The 19,632-nt window shown below is 70.4% G+C and carries 18 protein-coding genes; 12 read left to right on the top strand and 6 right to left on the bottom strand.

The window, feature by feature from the left end:
* Positions 1–53 precede the first annotated feature (53 nt).
* Both Pka01_RS30785 and Pka01_RS30780 read left to right on the top strand, forming a co-directional pair.
* A complete protein-coding gene (locus Pka01_RS30785) occupies positions 54–1,490 on the top strand; it encodes a hypothetical protein (RefSeq protein WP_203886441.1) in 1,437 nt (478 codons plus the stop codon).
* 124 nt (positions 1,491–1,614) lie between these two features.
* Positions 1,615–3,909, top strand: a complete 2,295-nt coding sequence (locus Pka01_RS30780; RefSeq protein WP_203886440.1) for an LLM class flavin-dependent oxidoreductase — start codon at positions 1,615–1,617, stop codon at positions 3,907–3,909.
* Here the strand turns inward: Pka01_RS30780 and Pka01_RS30775 are convergent.
* The 3 genes from Pka01_RS30775 to Pka01_RS30765 all read right to left on the bottom strand — a co-directional run bounded on the left by Pka01_RS30775 (position 3,906) and on the right by Pka01_RS30765 (position 6,468).
* Complete coding sequence (locus tag Pka01_RS30775) at positions 3,906–4,379, bottom strand: hypothetical protein (RefSeq protein ID WP_203886439.1); 474 nt, start codon at positions 4,377–4,379, stop codon at positions 3,906–3,908. The genes Pka01_RS30780 and Pka01_RS30775 overlap by 4 nt on opposite strands.
* A 170-nt stretch (positions 4,380–4,549) precedes the next feature.
* Positions 4,550–5,374, bottom strand: a complete 825-nt coding sequence (locus Pka01_RS30770) for a GNAT family N-acetyltransferase (RefSeq protein ID WP_203886438.1) — start codon at positions 5,372–5,374, stop codon at positions 4,550–4,552.
* Positions 5,375–5,541: 167 nt separating this feature from the next.
* Positions 5,542–6,468 carry an RNA polymerase sigma factor gene (locus tag Pka01_RS30765; RefSeq protein ID WP_203886437.1) on the bottom strand — a complete coding sequence of 309 codons (927 nt, stop codon included), beginning with the start codon at positions 6,466–6,468 and terminating at the stop codon, positions 5,542–5,544.
* A 213-nt stretch (positions 6,469–6,681) separates the two neighbouring features.
* Here Pka01_RS30765 and Pka01_RS30760 point away from each other — a divergent pair, with 213 nt between their 5' ends.
* From Pka01_RS30760 to Pka01_RS30750, 3 genes are all read left to right on the top strand, one after another.
* Complete coding sequence (locus Pka01_RS30760; protein WP_203886436.1) at positions 6,682–7,377, top strand: sensor histidine kinase; 696 nt, start codon at positions 6,682–6,684, stop codon at positions 7,375–7,377.
* Positions 7,378–7,486: 109 nt separating this feature from the next.
* Positions 7,487–8,389 (top strand): RNA polymerase sigma-70 factor, encoded by a 903-nt coding sequence (locus Pka01_RS30755; RefSeq protein WP_239115596.1) that lies wholly within the window; start codon positions 7,487–7,489, stop codon positions 8,387–8,389.
* 263 nt (positions 8,390–8,652) lie between these two features.
* Entirely contained in the window at positions 8,653–9,396 is a 744-nt protein-coding gene (locus Pka01_RS30750) for a hypothetical protein (RefSeq protein ID WP_203886434.1), read from the top strand.
* Between the two features lie 37 nt (positions 9,397–9,433).
* On the opposite strand, the gene Pka01_RS30745 is transcribed toward Pka01_RS30750, so the two are convergent.
* On the bottom strand, positions 9,434–10,858 hold the full coding sequence (locus tag Pka01_RS30745) for an aldehyde dehydrogenase family protein (RefSeq protein WP_203886433.1): 1,425 nt from the start codon (positions 10,856–10,858) through the stop codon (positions 9,434–9,436).
* 214 nt (positions 10,859–11,072) lie between these two features.
* On the opposite strand from Pka01_RS30745, the gene Pka01_RS30740 reads away from it, so the two are divergent.
* The 4 genes from Pka01_RS30740 to Pka01_RS30725 all read left to right on the top strand — a co-directional run bounded on the left by Pka01_RS30740 (position 11,073) and on the right by Pka01_RS30725 (position 15,146).
* Positions 11,073–11,918 (top strand): helix-turn-helix transcriptional regulator, encoded by an 846-nt coding sequence (locus Pka01_RS30740; protein ID WP_239115588.1) that lies wholly within the window; start codon positions 11,073–11,075, stop codon positions 11,916–11,918.
* A 54-nt stretch (positions 11,919–11,972) separates the two neighbouring features.
* Positions 11,973–12,416: a type II toxin-antitoxin system PemK/MazF family toxin gene (locus Pka01_RS30735; protein ID WP_203886432.1), complete on the top strand. Its 444-nt coding sequence runs from the start codon at positions 11,973–11,975 to the stop codon at positions 12,414–12,416.
* Positions 12,417–12,521: 105 nt separating this feature from the next.
* The gene (locus tag Pka01_RS30730) at positions 12,522–14,153 is read left to right on the top strand and encodes a dolichyl-phosphate-mannose--protein mannosyltransferase (RefSeq protein ID WP_308442299.1); all 1,632 of its coding nucleotides are present in this window, start codon (positions 12,522–12,524) and stop codon (positions 14,151–14,153) included.
* 162 nt (positions 14,154–14,315) lie between these two features.
* On the top strand, positions 14,316–15,146 hold the full coding sequence (locus tag Pka01_RS30725) for an NPP1 family protein (RefSeq protein ID WP_203886431.1): 831 nt from the start codon (positions 14,316–14,318) through the stop codon (positions 15,144–15,146).
* A 21-nt stretch (positions 15,147–15,167) separates the two neighbouring features.
* Here Pka01_RS30725 and Pka01_RS30720 read toward each other — a convergent pair whose 3' ends face one another.
* Complete coding sequence (locus Pka01_RS30720) at positions 15,168–16,349, bottom strand: metallophosphoesterase (protein ID WP_239115586.1); 1,182 nt, start codon at positions 16,347–16,349, stop codon at positions 15,168–15,170.
* A gap of 88 nt (positions 16,350–16,437) precedes the next feature.
* Here Pka01_RS30720 and Pka01_RS30715 point away from each other — a divergent pair, with 88 nt between their 5' ends.
* The 3 genes from Pka01_RS30715 (at position 16,438) to Pka01_RS30705 (ending at position 18,881) form a co-directional block, all read left to right on the top strand.
* Positions 16,438–17,421, top strand: a complete 984-nt coding sequence (locus Pka01_RS30715; RefSeq protein ID WP_203886430.1) for a DUF2332 domain-containing protein — start codon at positions 16,438–16,440, stop codon at positions 17,419–17,421.
* 5 nt (positions 17,422–17,426) lie between these two features.
* Entirely contained in the window at positions 17,427–17,921 is a 495-nt protein-coding gene (kilB, locus tag Pka01_RS30710) for a plasmid transfer protein KilB (protein ID WP_203886429.1), read from the top strand.
* A 273-nt stretch (positions 17,922–18,194) separates the two neighbouring features.
* Positions 18,195–18,881, top strand: a complete 687-nt coding sequence (locus Pka01_RS30705; RefSeq protein ID WP_203886428.1) for a hemerythrin domain-containing protein — start codon at positions 18,195–18,197, stop codon at positions 18,879–18,881.
* 20 nt (positions 18,882–18,901) lie between these two features.
* On the opposite strand, the gene Pka01_RS30700 is transcribed toward Pka01_RS30705, so the two are convergent.
* Entirely contained in the window at positions 18,902–19,573 is a 672-nt protein-coding gene (locus Pka01_RS30700; RefSeq protein WP_203886427.1) for a type 1 periplasmic-binding domain-containing protein, read from the bottom strand.
* Positions 19,574–19,632: the final 59 nt, after the last annotated feature.

Genomic DNA, 19,632 nt, shown 5'->3' with positions numbered 1-19,632 from the left:
ATACGTTATATATGAATTGTATATCACGTAAACTTTGCAGGGAGGATTCCCCCATGGCCGCAGAACTCCAGGACGTCCGGCTGGGCATCGTGCGCGGCATCAGCTACGGCCTGTTCGGCAAGCCCGACGAGTTCGTCCCCGCGGCGCGCTCGCTGGGGGCGCGCCTGGTGCGCGCGTACGTGTACTGGAGCCAGGTCGAGCCGGAGCCCGGCCGCTACACCTGGGACACCGTCGACGCGCTGCTCGGGCAGTTCGACGGCGACGAGGAGGTCTGGATCACGGTGTGCTCCAGCTCTCCGTGGGGGACCCGGCTGCCGACCGACTTCCTGCCGCCGTCTCCCGCGCACGACCTGAGCGCGTACGGCGAGTTCGTCCGCCGGCTGGTACGGCACTGCGGGGGTCGCGTCCACTACTGGCAGTGCGACAACGAGCCGAGCAACACCGACCTGCTGTGGGCAGGCACCTCCGCCGAGTACGTCGCGCAGCTCAAGGTCATGTACGCCGCGGTCAAGGACGCCGACCCCGAGGCCGCCGTCGTCCTCGGCGGCTGCGGATACGACGTGTTCAGCAGCGAGGAGTCGGACGCCCCCCGCCAGTTCTTCGATCACGTGGTGTCCGCTGGACATGACGCCTTCGACCTGTTCGACGTGCACCTGTACGGCGACGCCGCCGAGGTCCCGCGGAGCCTCGGCGTCGCCCGGGAGCTGATGCGCGCCCACGGCTACCTGAAGCCGATCGTGGTCGGCGAATACGCCGCGCCGGTGCCGTTCGAGTTCCCCGAGGTCGGGGCGGTGATGTACGAGACGCTCGCCCAGGCGTTCGCCGAGCCCCCGGCGACGCAGAGCACCGCGGAGCTCGGCGAGCGGGCGGGCCGGGACACTCCCGAACGGCGTGCCATGACTGCGCTCTACGAGCGGATGTCGGAGCTGCCGCCGAAGTTGCAGATGTTCATGGCCGGCTGCCCCGCGGACCTGGAGGCCAGGCGACACCGGATCAACTGCCGCCAGCTCGTCATGTGCAACCTGCTTGCGCTGGCCGAGGGCGTCGGCCGCACCGTGTACTGGAACCTCGCACCGGAGGTTCCCGGACCGGTCGACCCCCGCCAGGTGATGCACCTGATGTTCGGAAAGCTCGCCCTGCTCGACTACGAGGGCGTCACGCTCAGCGTCCGGCATCCGGCGGCGGACACCTTCGCCCTGCTGGCCGAACAGCTCGACGGGGTGCGGAGCGTCACGCGCGTGGAGGTCGCCGACCGGCCCACCCTGTACGCGTTCGAGGTCGACCGCGCCGGCCGCGAACCGCTGCTCGTGCTCTGGGACCACCGGGACATGTTCGACGGGGAGGACGCGCCCCCGGTGGCCGTGACCTGGCCCTGGCCCGCCACGTCGGCGACCGCGACCGACGCGCTCGGCGGCGTCCCGTCCGTCCAGCTCCACGACGGGCGCATCGAGCTGGAGGTGTCGATCACACCGATCTTCGTCACCGTCTGACCGCGGTCACGGGTGACCGGCCCGCTCGGCGGCTCCAGGAATGCGTTGGTGAGTAGATCTGTTGGCAGCCATAAAGGTTGTCAGATAGATTAAATTCTCTCCCACGCAAACTTGAGGATCTTCAATGCCCGACTACGGCCACGAGTTGCTGCTCGGCACGTTCATCACCCCCTCCGCGCACGACCCGGCTCAGGCCGTCCGGCTGGCCGAGCTCACGGAGGCCGCCGGCCTGGACGTCGCGACGTTTCAGGACCACCCCTACAACGCCGACTTCCTCGACACCTACACACTGCTGACCTGGGTGGCGGCCAAGACGCGGCGCATCCACGTGTCGGCGAACGTCATGAACCTCCCCCTACGGCCGCCCGCGGTGCTCGCCCGCGCGACGGCGAGCCTCGACCTCCTGTCGGAGGGCCGATTCGAGCTGGGTCTCGGCGCGGGCGCCTTCCCCGACTCCGTCCAGGGCATGGGTGGGCGCCGGATGACGCCGGGCCAGGGCGTCGAGGCCCTCGACGAGGCGATCGACATCATCCGCGGGGTCTGGAACGACCGCGAGCCCGGCCTCCTGCACCATGAGGGGACGCACTACTCGGTCCCGGGCATGCGGCGCGGCCCACGGCCGGCCCACGACATCGGCGTGTGGCTGGGCGCGTACAAGCCGCGGATGTTGCGCCTCACCGGACGCAAGGCGGACGGCTGGCTGCCGACGCTCGAATACATCCAGACCCCCGGCATCGTGGAGTCGAACAAGATCATCGATGAGGCCGCCCTCGCTGCCGGCCGCGACCCGAGCGAGATCCGGCGGCTGCTCAACATCTTCGGGGTGGGCTCGTCCCCGGCCGGGCCGGGGCTGCAGGGGCCGCCGGAACAGTGGGTGGAGGAGCTGCTCCCCCTGGTGCTCGAACACGGCTTCTCCGCCTTCTTCATCGGCAGGGACGATCCGGACCTCATCCGCATGTTCGGCGAGGAGGTCGGGCCCGCCCTGCGCGAGGCGGTCGCGCGCGAACGCGCGGCGTCCGGCACGAGCACCGGGCCGAGGCGGTCGGCGGTCGCGCTCGGCAGCCGGCACGCGACCATCGACTACGACGCCCTTCCTGAATCGCTCGCGAAGAAGGTCGTCGAGCCGGGCGACCGGGCCTACGACGGCGTCCGCCACACCTACATCCGCACCGGATCGCCGGCCCTGGTCATCCAGGCCGAGAACGCCGGCGACGTCGCGGCGGCCCTCGGCTACGCGCGCGGCCAGAACGTGGAGATCTCGGTCCGCAGCGGCGGGCACGGCATCAGCGGACGGTCGACCAACGACGGAGGCGTCGTCATCGACCTGTCGAAGATGAACTCCGTCGAGGTGCTCGATCGGGCCGCCAGGCGCATCCGCGTCGAACCGGGCGCCCGCTGGGGGCACGTCGCCCGCACGCTCGCGCCGTACGGCCTCGCGATGAGCTCGGGGGACTACGGCGACGTCGGCGTCGGCGGTCTCGCGACGGCCGGGGGGCTCGGCTACCTGGCACGCAAGCACGGCCTCACCATCGACCACGTCACGGCGGCCGAGATCGTCGTGGCCGACGGACGCCTCCTGCGCGTCGACGCCGACCACCACCCCGATCTGTTCTGGGCGATCCGCGGCGCGGGCGGCAACTTCGGCATCGTGACGGCGTTCGAGTTCGAGGCGTACGAGGTCGAGAACGTGGCCATCGCGACGCTGATCGTCGACGCGTCCGACACGGCGGACTTCCTCGTCGAATGGGGACGGCTGGTCGAGGCCGCCCCGCGTGAGATCACGAGCTTCCTGTCGCTGTTCCCCGAACGTCGCGGCGGCCCGGTGACCGCACGGATCACCCTCGTGTACGCGGGCGACGACGTCGAGGACGCGCAGAACGCGCTGACGCCCTTCCTCGGCGTGGGTCCCGTCCTCGACCAGCAGGCACAGCTCGCGCCGTACTACATGATCGTCGCTCCCCCGGAGAACGAGCACCACGGCCAGGGCCTGGAGGAGACCAGAAGCGGGCTTCTCGAGCACATCACGAGGGAGAGCGCGGAGGCCGTCGAAAAGCTGATCAAGTCGGGCGACGTCATGATCATGCAGTTCCGCTCGATGGGCGGCGCGGTGAGCGACGTACCGGCGGACGCCATGGCGTGGTCGCACCGGACGCAGAACTTCTCCGTCATCGCCGCTTCCGCCCCCACCTACGTCGGTCGTCTCGACGAGAACTGGGCCACGCTGTACCCGTACCTCGACGGCATGTACCTCAGCTTCGAGACCGGCACCGGCCCCGGCCGCCTGCTCGACGCCTTCCCCGAACCGGTCCTGACCCGCCTGCGCGCGCTGAAGGCCGAATGGGATCCCGACGACGTCTTCGACCGCAACTTCAACATCACGCCCGCTCTCGAACCGTCTCCGTCGGACGAGGACGTCTAGCCGGGCGCGAGCACTTCCCCGTCGATGAACGCGGCGAAGGCCGGTGCGAAGTACCGACGTGAAGGCGGCCACATCTCCAGAAAGACGGGAATGGCGAAGTCGGCCCGGATGACGTTCAGCCACGCATCCCAGACATCGGAGTCGAGCAGGCCCCTGAGATGTTTGACGTAGTTCTCCTCGTGCACCTCGATCTTTATGAGCACGTACAGTCGCCGCTTGTTCTCGGCCTCGGATGTGCACGGATAGCCGCGGGTGGTCAGATGCCACGCGAGCATTTCCGGGTCGTCGTAGAAGAACGTGAAACGGAAGTCGGTGTGGGATTTCACCAGGGACTGGTAGGCGCCCTGGTCGAGGGACAGGCCGAGCGCCTTGGACTGGCGGCCGACCTCCCGGGCCTGCAGGCCGTTGAGAACGAGGGCGACCACGACCAGGGGCACGGAGACGATCTGGAGCCAGTCCGCCAGGGGCACGCCATCACCAGCCACAGAAATTGACATTCCAAAGGCACGGTCGACGACGATTTTAGTTCCGTCGCACTCTCCGAAGAAGTGCGTCACGCCACCTGATCGAATCCTGTCCGCCATTCTTTTCCGCCGGCGCCGAGAATCGGCGCCCGGCCGTCCCCGATGGTTCTCCGAAGTCAGGGGGTTTCCGGCCGCCAGATCCAGTTCCGCCGGATGTACAGCTGCCGGAGCCCCGCTCTGAGCATGTTGTTCAGCGACGGGTTGCTCTGGCCGTCCGCAGGCCGTCCGGCCTCCGCGACGAGCCAGCGGCAGCCCGCGTTCGCGGCCTCCTTGGCGCGAGCGGCCAGCAGGGCCGACTGCGCACCCCGATCGCGATGGCTCGGCAGGGTCGAACCGGTGTTCAGCGAACCGACCTCGCCGTTGACGAAGAGGTTGGCGCCGGCGACCAGGCGATCGCCGTCCCAGACCCCGAACGGGCGGAAGTCCGGGTGCCCGACACTGGCCACCAGCATGTCGGCGATGCCCTCCTCCGGCATGCCGAACCCGCGCAGGACGACCGAGGCCCACTCCTCCGCGTCGCCGGGGCCGACCGGCCCGACCCGCATCGCGGTCTCCCCGGAGGTGAAGTCGCCGACGGGGCACCACAACTTCACGATCTCCGACCCCGGCCGCAGGTCGTGCCCGGCGCGGATGTCCTCCCAGTCGGGCGGCAGCGCGGCGGGAGCGATCTGGATCACCGCACCCGTGCTTCCCTCGGCCCGGTAGAAGTCGATCACACGGTCGATGAGATCGCGGGTGACGGGCTCGCCGAAGCCGAACCCGAGGGCCTTGCTCCAGTAGCCGGTCGGATCGCGGCGCATCGACAGGGCGACGCCGCCGCCGATGCGGGTGGTCGTCACCCCGAACGCCGACCGCGTGGACGGCGGCATGGTCGACTCGTACTGGTACATGAACTCCGCCTCGGCGCCTTCGGCGAGAGCGGTCGGCTCTGTCAACGACATGATCTTCCTTGCGGTGATGGCCTCGGTACGTCACCGATGGCGTACGTCCGGGACGGGTCCTTACGCACCGCAAGATGCAGCGGCCATGCGGAAAGTTCGATTCCCGGCGAATCCACTGTGGTCACGGCCGCCCGAGGGCCCTCCGGATCGGTGCGGCGGGGAGCCCGTCATCGGACCGGATGGAACAGCCGGACCCTCCGCACCCGTCCCTCTTCGAGGAAGTTGACCCACACCACTCCGGGCGGGCAGTGGAAGGGATCATCGGGCGGGTTGATCAGGTCGTCCTCCCAGATGACCACCTCGCGGCCGGCCACGACGTTCGCCAGGCGATGCCGTACGCCGTCGCCGAGGTCGCGTTCCATCGCCCGCACCATGTAGTCGAATCCCCTGGTGCGTTTGCCCTGGGGCCAGATCACCTCGACCGCCGGCGACCACAGCTCGGCGAGCGCCTCGGCGAACGAGCCGTGATGCGCGGCCCGCAGCGCCTCCTCCGCCTCCTTGCGGCGAGCCTCGGTCAGCGCGGCGGCGTCATCATGGGCCAGGCCCGCCGTGGCCAGCAGGGCCTCGGACAGCTTGGACCGCGCCTGGTTGAGCCGGCTGCGCACCGTCCCGACCGGCACCGCGCACACCTCCGCGATGTGCTCGTAGGCCGTGATCCCGGTGAAATAGCGCAACATCGTCACCAGGCGGAGAGCGGGCGACAGTTGGTCGACGGCGTGCCACACCCAGTCCCGCATGGCGTACCGCTCCAGAACCTCCGCAGGATCGAGCTCGGCGCTCGGCGGCGCGAGCGCCTGAAGATCTCCGACAGGCACGGCCGTCCTGGTCCGGACCTGCATCCGGCAGGCGTTGCGGACCACCGCACGCAACCACGGCGCCATGGCGGCGGGATCGCGGACGTCGCCGATCCGGCGTACCGCGATCAGGGCGGCCTCCTGGACGGCGTCCTCGGCGTCCGGGCCGTACCCCAGGATGCTCAGCGCGACCGCGCGCATGTCCGCCTGGTGCCGGGCCAGCAGCAGCCCGAGGGCTCGGACGTCGCCGGATTGCGCCTCTCGGACCAGATCGGCGTCGTCGGGAACGGCGTTCCTCATGCCGCCAAGGCTACAAAACCCCTTTTACCTGCGATTACTGGGCGGACACCGCCATCCGGCCCGACTGTGCGGCGGCCTCCGGAGGGCGCGAACCGCCCCTATCACGAACGCTGTCACGAACGCTGTCACGAACCCGGGGGCTGCCCGGTCATAGCTGGTGACGCACGAACCGGCCGTTCACGCCGATGGCCCGGACTGACCGAGGGAGTGACGATGATCGCGACAGTACCCGCCGGGTGGGCGGCCCGGCAGCGCAGGTTCGCCGCCGACGCGGCCCACGAGCTGCTCACCCCGCTCGCCGGACTCAGGGCTCAGCTGGAGGAGGCCCGCCTGCATCCCGACGAGACGGACCTGCCGCGGCTCCTGGACGCCGCGCTGGGTGACATCGGGCGGCTCGAAGCGATCACGAAGGACCTCCTCCTGCTCGCGCAGGTCGCGGAGGGCACCTGCCTTCACCAACGTCCCGTGGACCTCACCGACACCGTCCGGGCACAGGCCGTCAGGCAGGCGGGCGGCCCCTGCATCCGGTTGCGGACCGTGCCCGCGGTCACCGTTGACGCGGCTCCCACGCACCTGGGGAGGCTGGTGACCAACCTGCTCGACAACGCCCGCAGGCACGCGAGGCGGTCGATCCAGGTCCAGGTGGACCGCGACGACGCCCTCGCCGAGCTCAGCGTCGCCGACGACGGGCCCGGCATTCCGGTCGAGGACCGCGAACGGGTCTTCGAGCGCTTCGCGCGGCTCGACGCCGCGCGGTGCCGCCACCGGGGCGGCGCCGGCCTCGGCCTGGCCATCGCCCGCGACATCGCCCATGCCCACGCAGGCACCCTGCACGTGGAGGAGGCCCCCGGCGGAGGCGCACGGTTCGTGCTCCGGCTCCCCCTCGCGGGTCGTACCGTCCGTCCGTGATGATCCACGCCTCGGCGCTCCCGCAACGCCGGTGCGGGGGCGGCCACCCCCCGGTTCGTACGCTGGAGGTGACGGGAACAGGGGGAGGGCAGTCGCGATCATGCCAGCAGTGGATCCGACGGCGGCGGATGAGCTCGACAAGGCCGCCACGGAGTTCCTCGGCCTCCGTCCTCGCCTCTTCGCCATCGCGTACCGCATGCTCGGGAGTTCCACCGAGGCCGAGGACGTCGTCCAGGAGACCTGGGTCCGGTGGCAGGCCACCGACCGCACGACGGTGATCGACCCGGCGGCGTTCCTGGCCACGACGACGACGCGGCTCGCGATCAACGTCGCCCGGTCCGCGCGGAAGCGCCGCGAGGCGTACGTGGGTCCCTGGCTTCCCGAGCCGGTGGACACCGGTGCGGGGTCCGACCTCGAAGCACGGGCCGAGCGGGGCGAGGAACTCGAGCTCGCGGTGCTGCTCCTGCTGGAGAGGCTGTCGCCAACGGAGCGAGCCGCGTACGTCCTCCGGGAGTCGTTCGACTATCCGTACGGCCAGATCGCGGCCATCCTCAAGGTGAGCGAGGCGAACACCCGGCAGCTCGTCAGCCGCGCGCGCAAGCGCATCGCCGCGGGGCGCCGCGCGCCGGTCAGCTCGGCCGCGCACCGGCGGCTTCTGACGGCGTTCCTCGCCGCCGCCCAGACAGGTGACCTCGCCGTGCTGGAGGCGCTCTTCGCCTCGGACGTCGTCAATTACTCGGACGGCGGCGGCACCGTGCGCAACGTCTCGCGGATCCCCGTGTTCGGCCGCACCCGTGTCGCGAAGTTCATGCGGGCGTTCGCCCCGCGGTTCTGGCCGGACAAGACGATCGAGCCGATCGAGGCGAACGGGCATCCGGGGGCGCTGATCTGGCAGGGGGACACCCTCGTGGCCTTCGTGACCGTGAACGCCTCAGAGGAGGGGATCCATCAGCTTCTGTGGGTGATGAACCCGGCCAAGCTCGCCCGTATCTCAGCGGCGCACGCCGGATGATCGGTGCGTCACGGCGTCGGCGGACAGGCACGGGCGCTCCTCATGCGGGAGTACCTGCGCCGGGCGGCTCTGTGAGCGCGGCACTGCGGCGCGCATGACGCCTGGCTGGCTGGGAGCACGAATACCTCAGGTTGTACGATCTTGGACACGACGACGTCGACCACATCGAGATCACCGAGCCCGAGGCCGCCGCGTTCATCGAGTCGGTGACGGAGCGGCTCACCCGGGCCGCCGAGTCCGCGTAAGCGAGAACGGGCGAGCAGATGAACGACGAGGGCCGCGACGGGCCTGCGGAGTACAGATCCACGACCGGCACGTTCATCCGGTACTTCGCCGTGGCGGACGACGCCGGTGCCGTACTCGGCTACGTCTGGGCCGCACACGGAGACGACGCCGCGGCGTGGGAGCCGCGGCCCTCCGCCGGTCCCGAGGCGTCCGACGCCGGCCGGCTGTGGTCGAGGAGGTTGCGCGAGTTCAAGGCGCGCGGCATCGCTCCTATCGCCGCCCTCGGCGAGATGTTCCAGGAGCCGGGACACATCGGGACCGGTCATGCCGTCGCCGGGTCGCTGACCGAGGCCGGCGACCTTCCCTCCCTCAAGGCACTGGCCAGGGAGGACTGGGACTTCGCGTACCGCTCCAGCACCGGCAACCCCGTCCAGTACGTCCACGTGGTCGACGCCGACGACAAGGTGCTCGGCATGGTCTGGGCGAACGACGAGGACGAGGCCGCCGGGTGGCTGACGCGGACCGCCATGGGCGACGCGGCCACCGCACAGGGGGCGATCTGGGCCGCGCGGCTTCGGGACGCCTGGCGGCGCCGCCTCGCGCCCACCGCCGTCCTCGACGAGGCCGAGCGGGAGACGGAGGCGGGCGGTGCGGTGACCGTGAGGTCGCGCAAGACGCGGCCGGCCCTGGCCGAACTGCGGCACTGGGCGACCCTCAGAAGCGATCCACGAGGGCTCGTGCGGTTCACCGAAGACCTTCCGTTCAACCCGATGCCCCGCTAGCCGTACGACGGCACGGTCGGGTGCCGCCGGCAGAAGGTCAGCGCTGGATGGACTTGGTCTCGAGGAACTCCTCGAGGCCGTGACGGCCGAACTCGCGGCCGTTGCCGGACTGCCTGTACCCGCCGAACGGCGCGAGCGGATTCCACTCGGCCCCGTTGACGTCGACCTGCCCGGTGCGCAGCCGCCGGGCGATCGCGAGCGCACGGTCCTCGCCGCCGAACACGCCGCCGGTGAGCCCGTACATGGTTCCGTTGGCGATCTCGACGGCGTGGTCGTCGCCGATGTACGGAATGATCGTCAGGACGGGCCCGAAGATCTCCTCCTGCGCGATCACGGAGTCCGGTGCGACGTCGGCGAAGATCGTCGGCCGGACGTAGGCGCCCTCGGGCAGGCCCTCGGGCCTTCCCGGCCCGCCGAACACGAGCCTCGCTCCGTCGGCCACGCCCCGCTCGATGTAACCGTTGACCCGGTCGCGCTGTGCCTGCGAGGCCATCGGGCCGATGCGGGTGGCCTCGTCGGCCGGATCGCCCACGGTGTACTCGGCGGCCGCGGCCACCGCCAGTTCGACCACCTCGTCCTGGAGCGACGCGGGCACGAGCATCCGCGGCCACGCGCCGCAGACCTGGCCGCCGTTGGCGAACGCGATGCCCAGGCCGTGCCGTACGGCATGGGCGAGGTCGGCGTCGTCGAGGATCACATTGGCGGACTTGCCGCCGAGTTCGAGCGCCACCCGCTTGACGGTGCCGGCGGCGACGGCGGCGACCCGCCTGCCCGCCCGGGTCGAGCCGGTGAACGACACCATGTCGACCCCGCGGTGCGCCGCGATCGCCTCGCCGACCACCGGGCCCGTGCCGTGGACGACGTTGAACACCCCCGCGGGCACCCCCGCCTCGGCGGCGACCTCCGCGAGGATCCCCGCCGTGAGCGGCGCCATCTCGGACGGCTTGAGGACCACGGTGTCACCCGCGACCAGGGCGGGCGCGACCTTCGACACGACCTGCTGGAGGGGGAAGTTCCACGGCGTGATGGCGCCGACGACGCCGATCGGCTCCCGGACCACCAGCGAGTTCCCGATCTCCTCCGTCCAGGCGAAGTCGGCGGCCAGCGCCGCGAACGACGCGGCCACCTTGACCGGGAAGGCCGCCTGCGCGAACCGGGACAGGGAGATGGGTGCGCCCATCTCGCGGGTGATCGTGGTGGCGATCTCCTCGGCTCGCCTTTCCAGTCCCTCGGCGATGCGGCCGACGATCGCGGCACGCTCGGCCGGGTCCGTGGCGGCCCAGCCGGGGAAGGCCGCCGTCGCGGCGGTGACGGCACGGTCGACGTCGGCGGCGGTTCCCGACGGCACCTGGGCCACGACCTCACCGGTCGCCGGGTTGACGACGTCGATCAGGTCAGCTGTTCCGGCGACGGCTTCGCCGCCGATCCAATGGGTTGGCGCACTCGGCGCTTTCGTACTCATGCGACCACCGTCGCGGTCGCGGGTGACGGGAGGAATGTCCTCCCGATACCCGGATCCGGGCCCCCTCCTTCGGGCGCTCATCCCAGGATCGGCGGTACATGGATGCGCCGCCCCGGTCCCGTCATGCTCGGCATCGCGAGGGAAGCATCCCCGACCGTGCATGCGTTGAACGTGGCACCCGCCCGACGGAGACCTCGGAGAGGAGGACAGAGCCGTGGACAGAGCCGTGGACCGGGCCAGACTCGCCGACTTCCTGCGCTCGCGCAGGCAGGCGTTGCAACCGGAGGACGTGGGGCTCCCCCGCGGCCGCCGGCGGCGTACCGACGGCCTGCGCCGCGAGGAGGTCGCCGTGCTGTCCGACATGTCGGTCGACTACTACAGCAGGCTGGAGCAGCGACGCGGGCCTCATCCGTCGGAGCAGATGCTCGCCGCGCTCGCCCGCGGCCTGCGCCTGTCCCTCGAGGAACGCGATCACCTGTTCCGCCTCGCCGGCTACGCCACCCCTCGGCGAGCCCCTCGAACGGATCACATCGAGCCGGGCATGATGCGCATCTTCGACGGGCTCGAGGACGCCGCGGCCCAGGTCGTGAACCACGTCGGGGAGACGCTGACGCAGACGCGGCTGTCGAAGGCGCTGATCGGCGACGAGAGCGTGCACACCGGGCCCGCGCGCAGCCTGCACTATCGGTGGTTCACCGATCCGGCGACGCGGTCGATCTATCCCGAGGACGACCATCCGATCCACAGCAGGCTGATCGCGGCGAACCTGCACCGCGTCCACACGCGCGACGGCGAGGACTCCCGCGCCGCCGGGATCGTCGACGCCCTGCTCGCGCGGAGCCCCGAATTCGCCGCGCTCTGGCGCGAGCACCCGGTCACCGGCTCCTACTGCCCGCCCAAACGAGTGCTGCATCCGCAGCTCGGCCTGCTCGAGTTGCACTGCCAGACGCTGCTCGACCCGGAGCAGTCCCAGATGCTGGTCGTCTACACCGCGACACCGGGAAGCGAGAGCCACGAGAAGCTCCAGTTGCTGTCCGTGATCGGAGCGGGACTGGAGTGAGGACGGGCAGGCCCAGGGAAAACCCGGGTGCGGGATGCCGTTAGGCTGCGGGGCATGCGTGATCACGGCGAGGATCCGCGCCCCGCTCGCGGCGCGGTCCGAGAGGTCTACGACGTGAGGCGGGCGGCCGCCCTGGAGTACTCCCCGGACCTGGACGGCCTGGCCGACCCCGGCGAGATCGTGTGGGCCTGGGTGCCGTACGAGGAGGACTCCTCCCGAGGCAAGGACCGGCCCCTGCTGCTCGTCGGCCGTCACGGCCGCCGGGTGCTGGGCATGATGCTGACCAGCCGCGAACCCGACCGGGGCTACGAGGACGAGTCACTGGAGCTCGGCTCGGGCTCCTGGGATCGCGACGGCCGCGTCTCCTATCTGCGGCTGGACCGGATCTTCGACCTCGACGAGGACGACATCCGCCGTGAGGGCGCCGTCCTCGACGGCGAGCGGTTCGCCCGGGTCGCCGCGGTCCTGCACCACCGCTTCGGCTGGGGTTTCGCGTAACTGCCGCTCAGCCCGGCCGGGCGGTCGCGCCCGCACCCCGGCCGGCCGTCCACCCGACTCGTTGAGGCCTTCGAGCCGGGTTCCCGCCACCACTACGATGACCGCGTGGCACTGCGAGATTCCCCGTCCCTGTCGCCTGAGCAGCAGCTACACGATTCCGGCGATACCGGTGCCCGCGATCTCGGCGTACGCGCGCGGCTGCTACCGGCGATGCCGGGAAACGTCCTGTGGGGCTGGCTCGGCCCGTTAGTGGTGACCGCCTTCGGCGCCTACCTGCGCTTCTTCAGGCTGGGAGAGCCCAAGGCGGTCGTCTTCGACGAGACCTTCTACGCCAAGGACGCGTACAGTCTCATCCGGTTCGGCGTCGAGCAGTCGACGCTGGGCACGGTCGACGATCCCATCGCCGACACCCGGCTGCTGGCCGGCAACACCGACGTCTTCGTGCACTGTCCGCCCCAGCCGCTCTCGGACTGCGCCGCGTACGTCGCGCACCCGCCCCTGGGCAAGTGGATGATCGGGCTGGGTGAGCTCGTCTTCGGGATGACCCCCTTCGGCTGGCGCGTCATGGCCGCGCTGGTGGGGTCGCTCTCCCTCCTCATCATGGCCCGTACGGCCCGCCGCATGACGCGTTCGACCCTCCTGGGCTGCCTCGCGGGATTCCTGCTCGCACTGGACGCCCTGGAGTTCACCTCGAGCAGGTTCGCCCTGCTCGACGTGTTCCTGATGTTCTGGGTCCTGGCCGGGTTCGCCTGTCTCGTCGTCGACCGCGACAGATATCGGGAGCGGATCACGGACTGGTACGAATCCGGCCGATCACCGGCGACGGGCCCGCCACCGGGTGTCCGGTGGTGGCGCCTGGGAGCGGGCCTGTGCCTCGGCGCGGCCTGCGCCGTCAAATGGAGCGGCGTCTTCTTCCTCATCGCTTTCGCGATCCTGTCGCTGGTCTGGGACGCCGGCGCCAGGAAGACGGCCGGGATCCGCCGGCCGTACGCCGGGACGTCCACGAGAGGCCTCCCGGGCGCCGCCGTCATGCTGGGCGTGCTCCCCGGCCTCGTCTACCTGCTTTCCTGGACGGGCTGGTTCGCCTCGAGCAGAGGCTACGGGCGCAACTGGGATCAGGCCACGTCGGCCGGTCCCGCATACTTCGTCGTCGACTCTCTCCGGTCGTGGTGGAACTACCAGACGAGCGTGCTGGGGTTCCACACCGGCCTGACGGCCCACCACCCGTACATGTCGGAACCGTGGAGCTGGCCCCTGCTGCTGCGACCGGTCCCGTACTTCTACGAGTCGGCTCCTGGGTGCGGTTCGGCGAACTGCGCCCAGGCGGTGCTGGGCACGGGAACGCCGCTCATCTGGTACGGAGCGATCGCCGCGCTCCTCGTCATGATCGGGTGGTACGTCACGTCACGCGACTGGCGGGCCGGCGCGGTTCTGCTCGCCTACGCGGTGGGCTGGCTGCCGTGGTTCTACTACGCGGTGTCCGACCGCCGGACCATGTTCCTGTTCTACGCGCTGCCGATGGTTCCCTTCATGGTTCTCGCGATCGTTCTCGCGACCGGGCTCGTCCTCGGCACCCGGACGGTTTCGCCGCTGCGACGGACGCTGGGTGCGGCGGCCGTGGGCGCGTTCGCGCTGCTGGTGCTGGTGGACTTCTGGTGGCTCGCGCCGGTGCTCACGGGCGAGAACGTCCCCTATGACCTCTGGCACGCCCGCATGCTCTTCTCCTCGTGGATCTGACGGGACGCCCTCGACGCCGAAGGTTCACACGCCCGTAAACTCCCGCGCATTTCTGTCTTGACTCAAGAATGTCAAGATCTTAACGTGATCCTTGATCAAGGTGCGCAGCACCTCTCGGGGGCCATGGCCATGTCAATCTCCCAGGCGGTACGAGGAGGTTCGATGCGACAGGTGTCACCCGAGGAATCGACCGACGACTCATCGACAGGGGGAAAACGGAGCCGGCGCCGATTCGGATGGCCGTCGTTCGCCGCGCGCGCCCTTGTGGCCGCCGTCGCGATGGTCGTGGCCTTCCCCGGAGTCGCGTTCGCGGATCCGCCGACCGCCCTCGACTGGTCGGCTCCGTGGCCCGACCGCATCTACGAGCCCGGTTTCGACTACGACGGCGACGGCTGCTACCCCACCCCGGCCATCGGGCGCGACGGCACGATCGCTCCCGGACTGGCTCTGGGCGGCGCGGAGAACGGCCACTGCCGCGACTCGTGGGACCTCGACAACACCAACGCCTATTCACGCGTCAAGTGCAACAACGGATGGTGCGCGTACATGTACGCGCTCTATTTCGAGAAGGACCAGGCGGCTCTCGGACCCGGCAGCGCCGGGCACCGGCACGACTGGGAACACGTCGTCGTATGGGTGCAGGGCGAATGGGGCATGTACGTGTCCGCGTCGGCCCACGGCAAATACTCGACCCGCGCGAGAAACGACATCCCCTGGGACGAGACGGGGAAGCACCCGCTGATCGTCTACCACAAGGACGGCATCAGCACGCACTGCTTCCGTTTCGCGAACTTCGGGGAGCAGCCGGAGAACCACAAGGGGTGGTGGCAGTGGCCGCCGCTGATCGGCTGGGACGGCTACCCGCCCGGCTTCCGTGACCGCCTGGTCAACGCCGATTTCGGCAGCGCCCAGTTCGGCCTCAGGGACGGCTGGTTCGAAGGCGAGCTCGCGAAGGCCAAGCCCGTCGGCATCCCGTTCGACCCCTACGCCTGACCGTGGACCTCCCGCGGGGAGCTACGCCGCCCGGAGCGTGAGCACGGTGATCTCGCTCGGCGCGAAGACCCTGAACGGTGGTCCCCAGAAACCCGTCCCCCGGCTCGTGTAGAGCTGGGTCCGCTCGCCGTGCCTGCTCAGGCCTTGCACGGTGGGCTGGTCGACCCGTACGAGGTAGTGGAAGGGCCAGATCTGGCCACCGTGGGTGTGCCCGGAGATCTGCAGGTCGACGCCGTGGGCGACCGCGGCGTCGACCTGCTTCGGCTGGTGGGCGAGCAGCAGCACGGGCAGGTCAGGGTCGGCGTCCGACAGCGCGGCGGCGTGGTCCGCATGGTGACCAGGACGGCCGGAGGACGCCGCGGTCGCGTCGTCGACGCCTGCGACGACGAGCCGGGAGCCTGCCCGCTCCACCACGATGTGCCGGTTGTGCAGGGGCTCCCAGCCGAGTTCCCGCATGTGGTCGAGCCAGCCCTGGGCCTCGCCGAGGTACTCGTGGTTGCCGGTCACATACGTCCTGGCGAGCCGCGCACGGACGTCGCCGAGAGGCGCTGCCTGCTCCAGCCGTTCTGACACGGTGCCGTCGGCGATGTCTCCCGTATGGCACACGATGTCGGCGTCGAGTTCGTTGACGGCCGCGACGACGCCGGCCGACCAGCGCGCCCGGTTGATCGGCCCGTAGTGCGTGTCGGTCAGCAGGACGACCCGGACGCCGTCCAGACCCGCGCCCAGGCGGGGCATCACGACGTCCACCCGCCTGACGCGCGGCACGCGCATCGCCTCGGCGTAGCCCCAGAGCAGCAGCAGGAGCGACACCCCGACGGTGGCGGCGGCGACGATCCGGGAGCGGGCCGGGTCGGCGACGTCGGCGAGCACGAGCGCGACCCGCAGCACGTTCCCGAGCACCGCCCAGACGAACACCACCCAGATCGCGCCCAGGATCGTGTCGCCTGCGCGTGCCGCCCAGTCCCGGTGGCGGCGGCCGTGCCCGAGGTACATGAGCGCCGGGAACGCGGCGAGGGCGCCGGCGAACACGACCGTGCCCACGACGACGACGGCGGCCGGCCATCGCGCACCCGCGACGACCAACGTCCACCACGGGACGCCGAACAGCAGCAGCAGAACGGCCACGATCGTCAGCACGGCCGCCAACGGCCGCACCGATCGCCTTCTGGGCGCCGCCTGCGCCGCTTCGCTGACTGACACGGCTGGACTCCTCGGTCGCGGGTCCGTGCATCATGACACTTCCGGCGCACGATCGACCACAGGCCCGCGTGGGTGCGACCATCGCCTCATGACGATCTCCGAGGAGTACGTCGATTTCGCCGCGCGGGAGGCGCACGGAGTGTCGCCCGCGTACGAGCGCCTGGCGCTGGCGGTCTCCCGCGACCACGGCCTGCTCGCGCTGCTCGCCACGGTGCCGCCGGCCAAGCGGCAGCCCAACCTGCTGTTCGGCGTCGTACGGTTCCTCGGCGGCCCGGTCGGGGACCCGGCCGCGTTCGCCGACTACGCGGTGGCGAACTGGCCGGCGGTCGAGGCGCTGTTGCGCACCCGGGCGACGCAGACGAACGAGGCCGGGCGGTGCGCCGTCCTGCTGCCGGTGCTCGCCGCGCTGCCGCAGCCGCTCGCGCTGCTCGAGGTCGGCGCGTCCGCGGGCCTGTGCCTGTTCCCCGACCGGTACGCCTACCGGTACGGCGAGCACGTGGTCGGGTCCGGCGAACCGGTCCTCGATTGCGCGGCGAGCGGGATGAGGCCGCCTGCCGTCCTGCCGGAGGTGGTGTGGCGCGCCGGCCTCGATCTGAACCCGCTCGACGTGACCGACCCCGCCGACGTCGCGTGGCTCGACGCCCTCATCTGGCCGGAGCACACGCACCGGCGCGCCCGGCTGCGGGCCGCCGCGGCCGTCGCCGCCGCCGACCCGCCGCTCCTCGTGCGCGGCGACGTGGTGGACGACCTCCCGGCGCTGGCCGCACAGGCACCGGCAGGCGCGACGCTGGTGGTGTTCCACAGCTCCGTGATGTTCTACGTGCCGACTCCGCGCAGGCGGGCGTTCGCCGAGGTGGTGCGCGGACTGCCCGGTCACTGGGTCGCCAACGAGAGCCCGGGCGTTCTCCCCTACGAGACGCTGCCGACGCCGCCCGGCGTCGCGCTGCACAACGTCCTCGCACTGGACGGGACGCCGCTGGCCTGGACCCGCCCGCACGGGCAGGAGATCATCTGGTTCGCCGAGGCTTTTCTGCGTCCCAGGGTCACCGAGCCTCCGCATGTGATCGACTAACGGGCGTGGAAGCCGTTCTCACCGCTATCACCGCGGTCGCCGGAACTCTGCTGGGCTCTCTTCTCACATTCGTCTTCCAGCGGAAGACGAACGACAGGGCCGAGCGCTTCACCCTGGCCACGCGGTTGCGTGAGGAGAGAATGGCCGTATACAGCGGTTTCGCCGGCGCCGCGCTCGAGTATCGCGGTGCGCAGTACAGCCGCGGCATGTTGCGCGGGCGTGAAGGCCAGGAGGCCGAGTACATAGAGGCGAGGGCGGAGTCGTCCCGGCTCCGGGCCTCGATGTGGCACGCCCTCTATCGGGTCCGGCTGATCGCCGACGACCCCGAAGCGATCAGGCTCGCCGAGACCGCGATGGATCTCGCGACGGACATGCACCACGCGGAGAACCGGGATGCCCTCACGGCCAGGTCCGAGGAGGTCCGCGAGGCCATCGAGGCCTTCGTGTCCCGTTCGTCGGACCAGCTCCGGCTGACGGCCGCCAAGCCCCGGAGCCGTTGACTCCGGAAGTCGGCGAGCACTCGGATTAGCAATGAATTCGCATCGCGTACAGCGGCCATTCACGGCGCGGACATCGGGTACTCGACGCGGAGTGACCGAGGCCACTTTTAGTGAGAAAGAATTCACACAGCCGAAACAATGGGCCTGACCAGCGCGATCATCATTTGACTCCGATATTGTCGCCCTGTCATTCTTCACCCTTGTTTGTTCACCAATAGGCGCCGTACATCTATGGAAACCCGTACGGCTCCGGCGATCATCGGGGAAACGAAGATGGCGATCGAGCAGGTGCCCATGGCCGACATCCGCGACATGTACATGGCGCACATCCTGATGCGCAGGGAGTTCGGCCTGGCACCCGCCGTGGTCCGCGCGGTCGACGAGGGCGACGTGAGCCGGGCGGACCTGGTAGCCGACCACATCGAGCTCATCTCCGACCTCGTCCACAGCCATCACGCGGCCGAGGACGCGCTGCTGTGGCCGAAGCTCCTGGATCGCGGGTCCGAGGAGGTCGCCGACATCGTGCACCTCATGGAGGGGCATCACGAGGCCATCGACGCGGCGTACCAGGAGGTCCGCAGGGAGGTCGGCCTCTGGCGCGCCACAGCGGGCGTCGTCCACCGTGACGCGCTCGCCGACGCACTCGAAAAGCTGAACGTGGTGCTCGTGGAGCACACCGCCCTGGAGGAGCAGCACATCCTCCCGCTGGCGGAGAAGTACATCACCGCCGCGGAATGGCAGGAGCTCGGCACCCACGCGATGGCCGGCGTGCCGAAGAAGAAGCTGCCCCTGGCCTTCGGCATGGCGATGTACGAGGGCGACCCCGAGGTCATCAAGGAGGTCCTCAGCTTCGCGCCGTTGATGGCGCGCCTGACGATGCCGTTCGTCGGCCCCCGGGTTTACGCCTCCTACGCCCGGCGCCTGTACGGCACCGCCACCCCGCCCCGCAGCGCCGCCTGACCGGCGGACGGCCCGGAGCCCTACGTCCGGTCGAGCCAGATCACGATCCCGGTCCGGTCGTTGAGCACGGCCGCGACGCCCGCCCTGATGGCGGCCGCGCAGCGCTCCGCGGTGAACGAACCGGGATCGTAGGTCGAGGACATGCCGAGCCCCTCCCCGCGGAACGACGCACCGGACCAGTCGACGGCCGTGACGTTGTGGGTGGGCTCGGCCAGCTCCGCGCCCACGACGAGGAACTGCTGCGACAGGTGGTTCGCGGTGACCAGGGCGAGCGGGTCGATGAGGTCGTTGCCCGCGCTGACGACGAGGTCCGGACCCATCGCGAGGGCCTTGGTGATGCTGGGGACGAGGTCGGACGGACCGTTGGCGACCACGGTTCTGAGGTCGACGTCCTCTTGCTCGGCCCAGTCCTTGACCGCCGTCACGAGGGCCTTGGTCGGGCCGTCGTCACCCGCGGTGAGCAGCACCACGCGGTAGCCCTCCGACGGGCGTACCCGGGTCCAGGAGCCGGGCCGCGGCGTGACGGTCGACTCCGGTACGGGCGTGGCCGAGGGATCGATGAACCCCGCGTCGAGATTGCCGACGGCGCTGGGCTTGGGGTGCGGCTGCGACCAGTCGTCGCCGGATCCGCATCCGGTGACCAGAGTCGCGGCCGCGGCCAGCGCGGCCACGGCCAGGAACGGGGGGCGCAAAGTGATCGTCCTCCGAGTGGTTGCGGATGATGCACGTCCATCCTGCTATCCCAGGTCAG

The organism is Planotetraspora kaengkrachanensis, from assembly GCF_016862895.1.
GTDB classification, from domain to species: domain Bacteria; phylum Actinomycetota; class Actinomycetes; order Streptosporangiales; family Streptosporangiaceae; genus Planotetraspora; species Planotetraspora kaengkrachanensis.
Note: the sequence above shows the minus strand (reverse complement) of the source record. Positions and strands in the feature narration are given on the sequence as shown.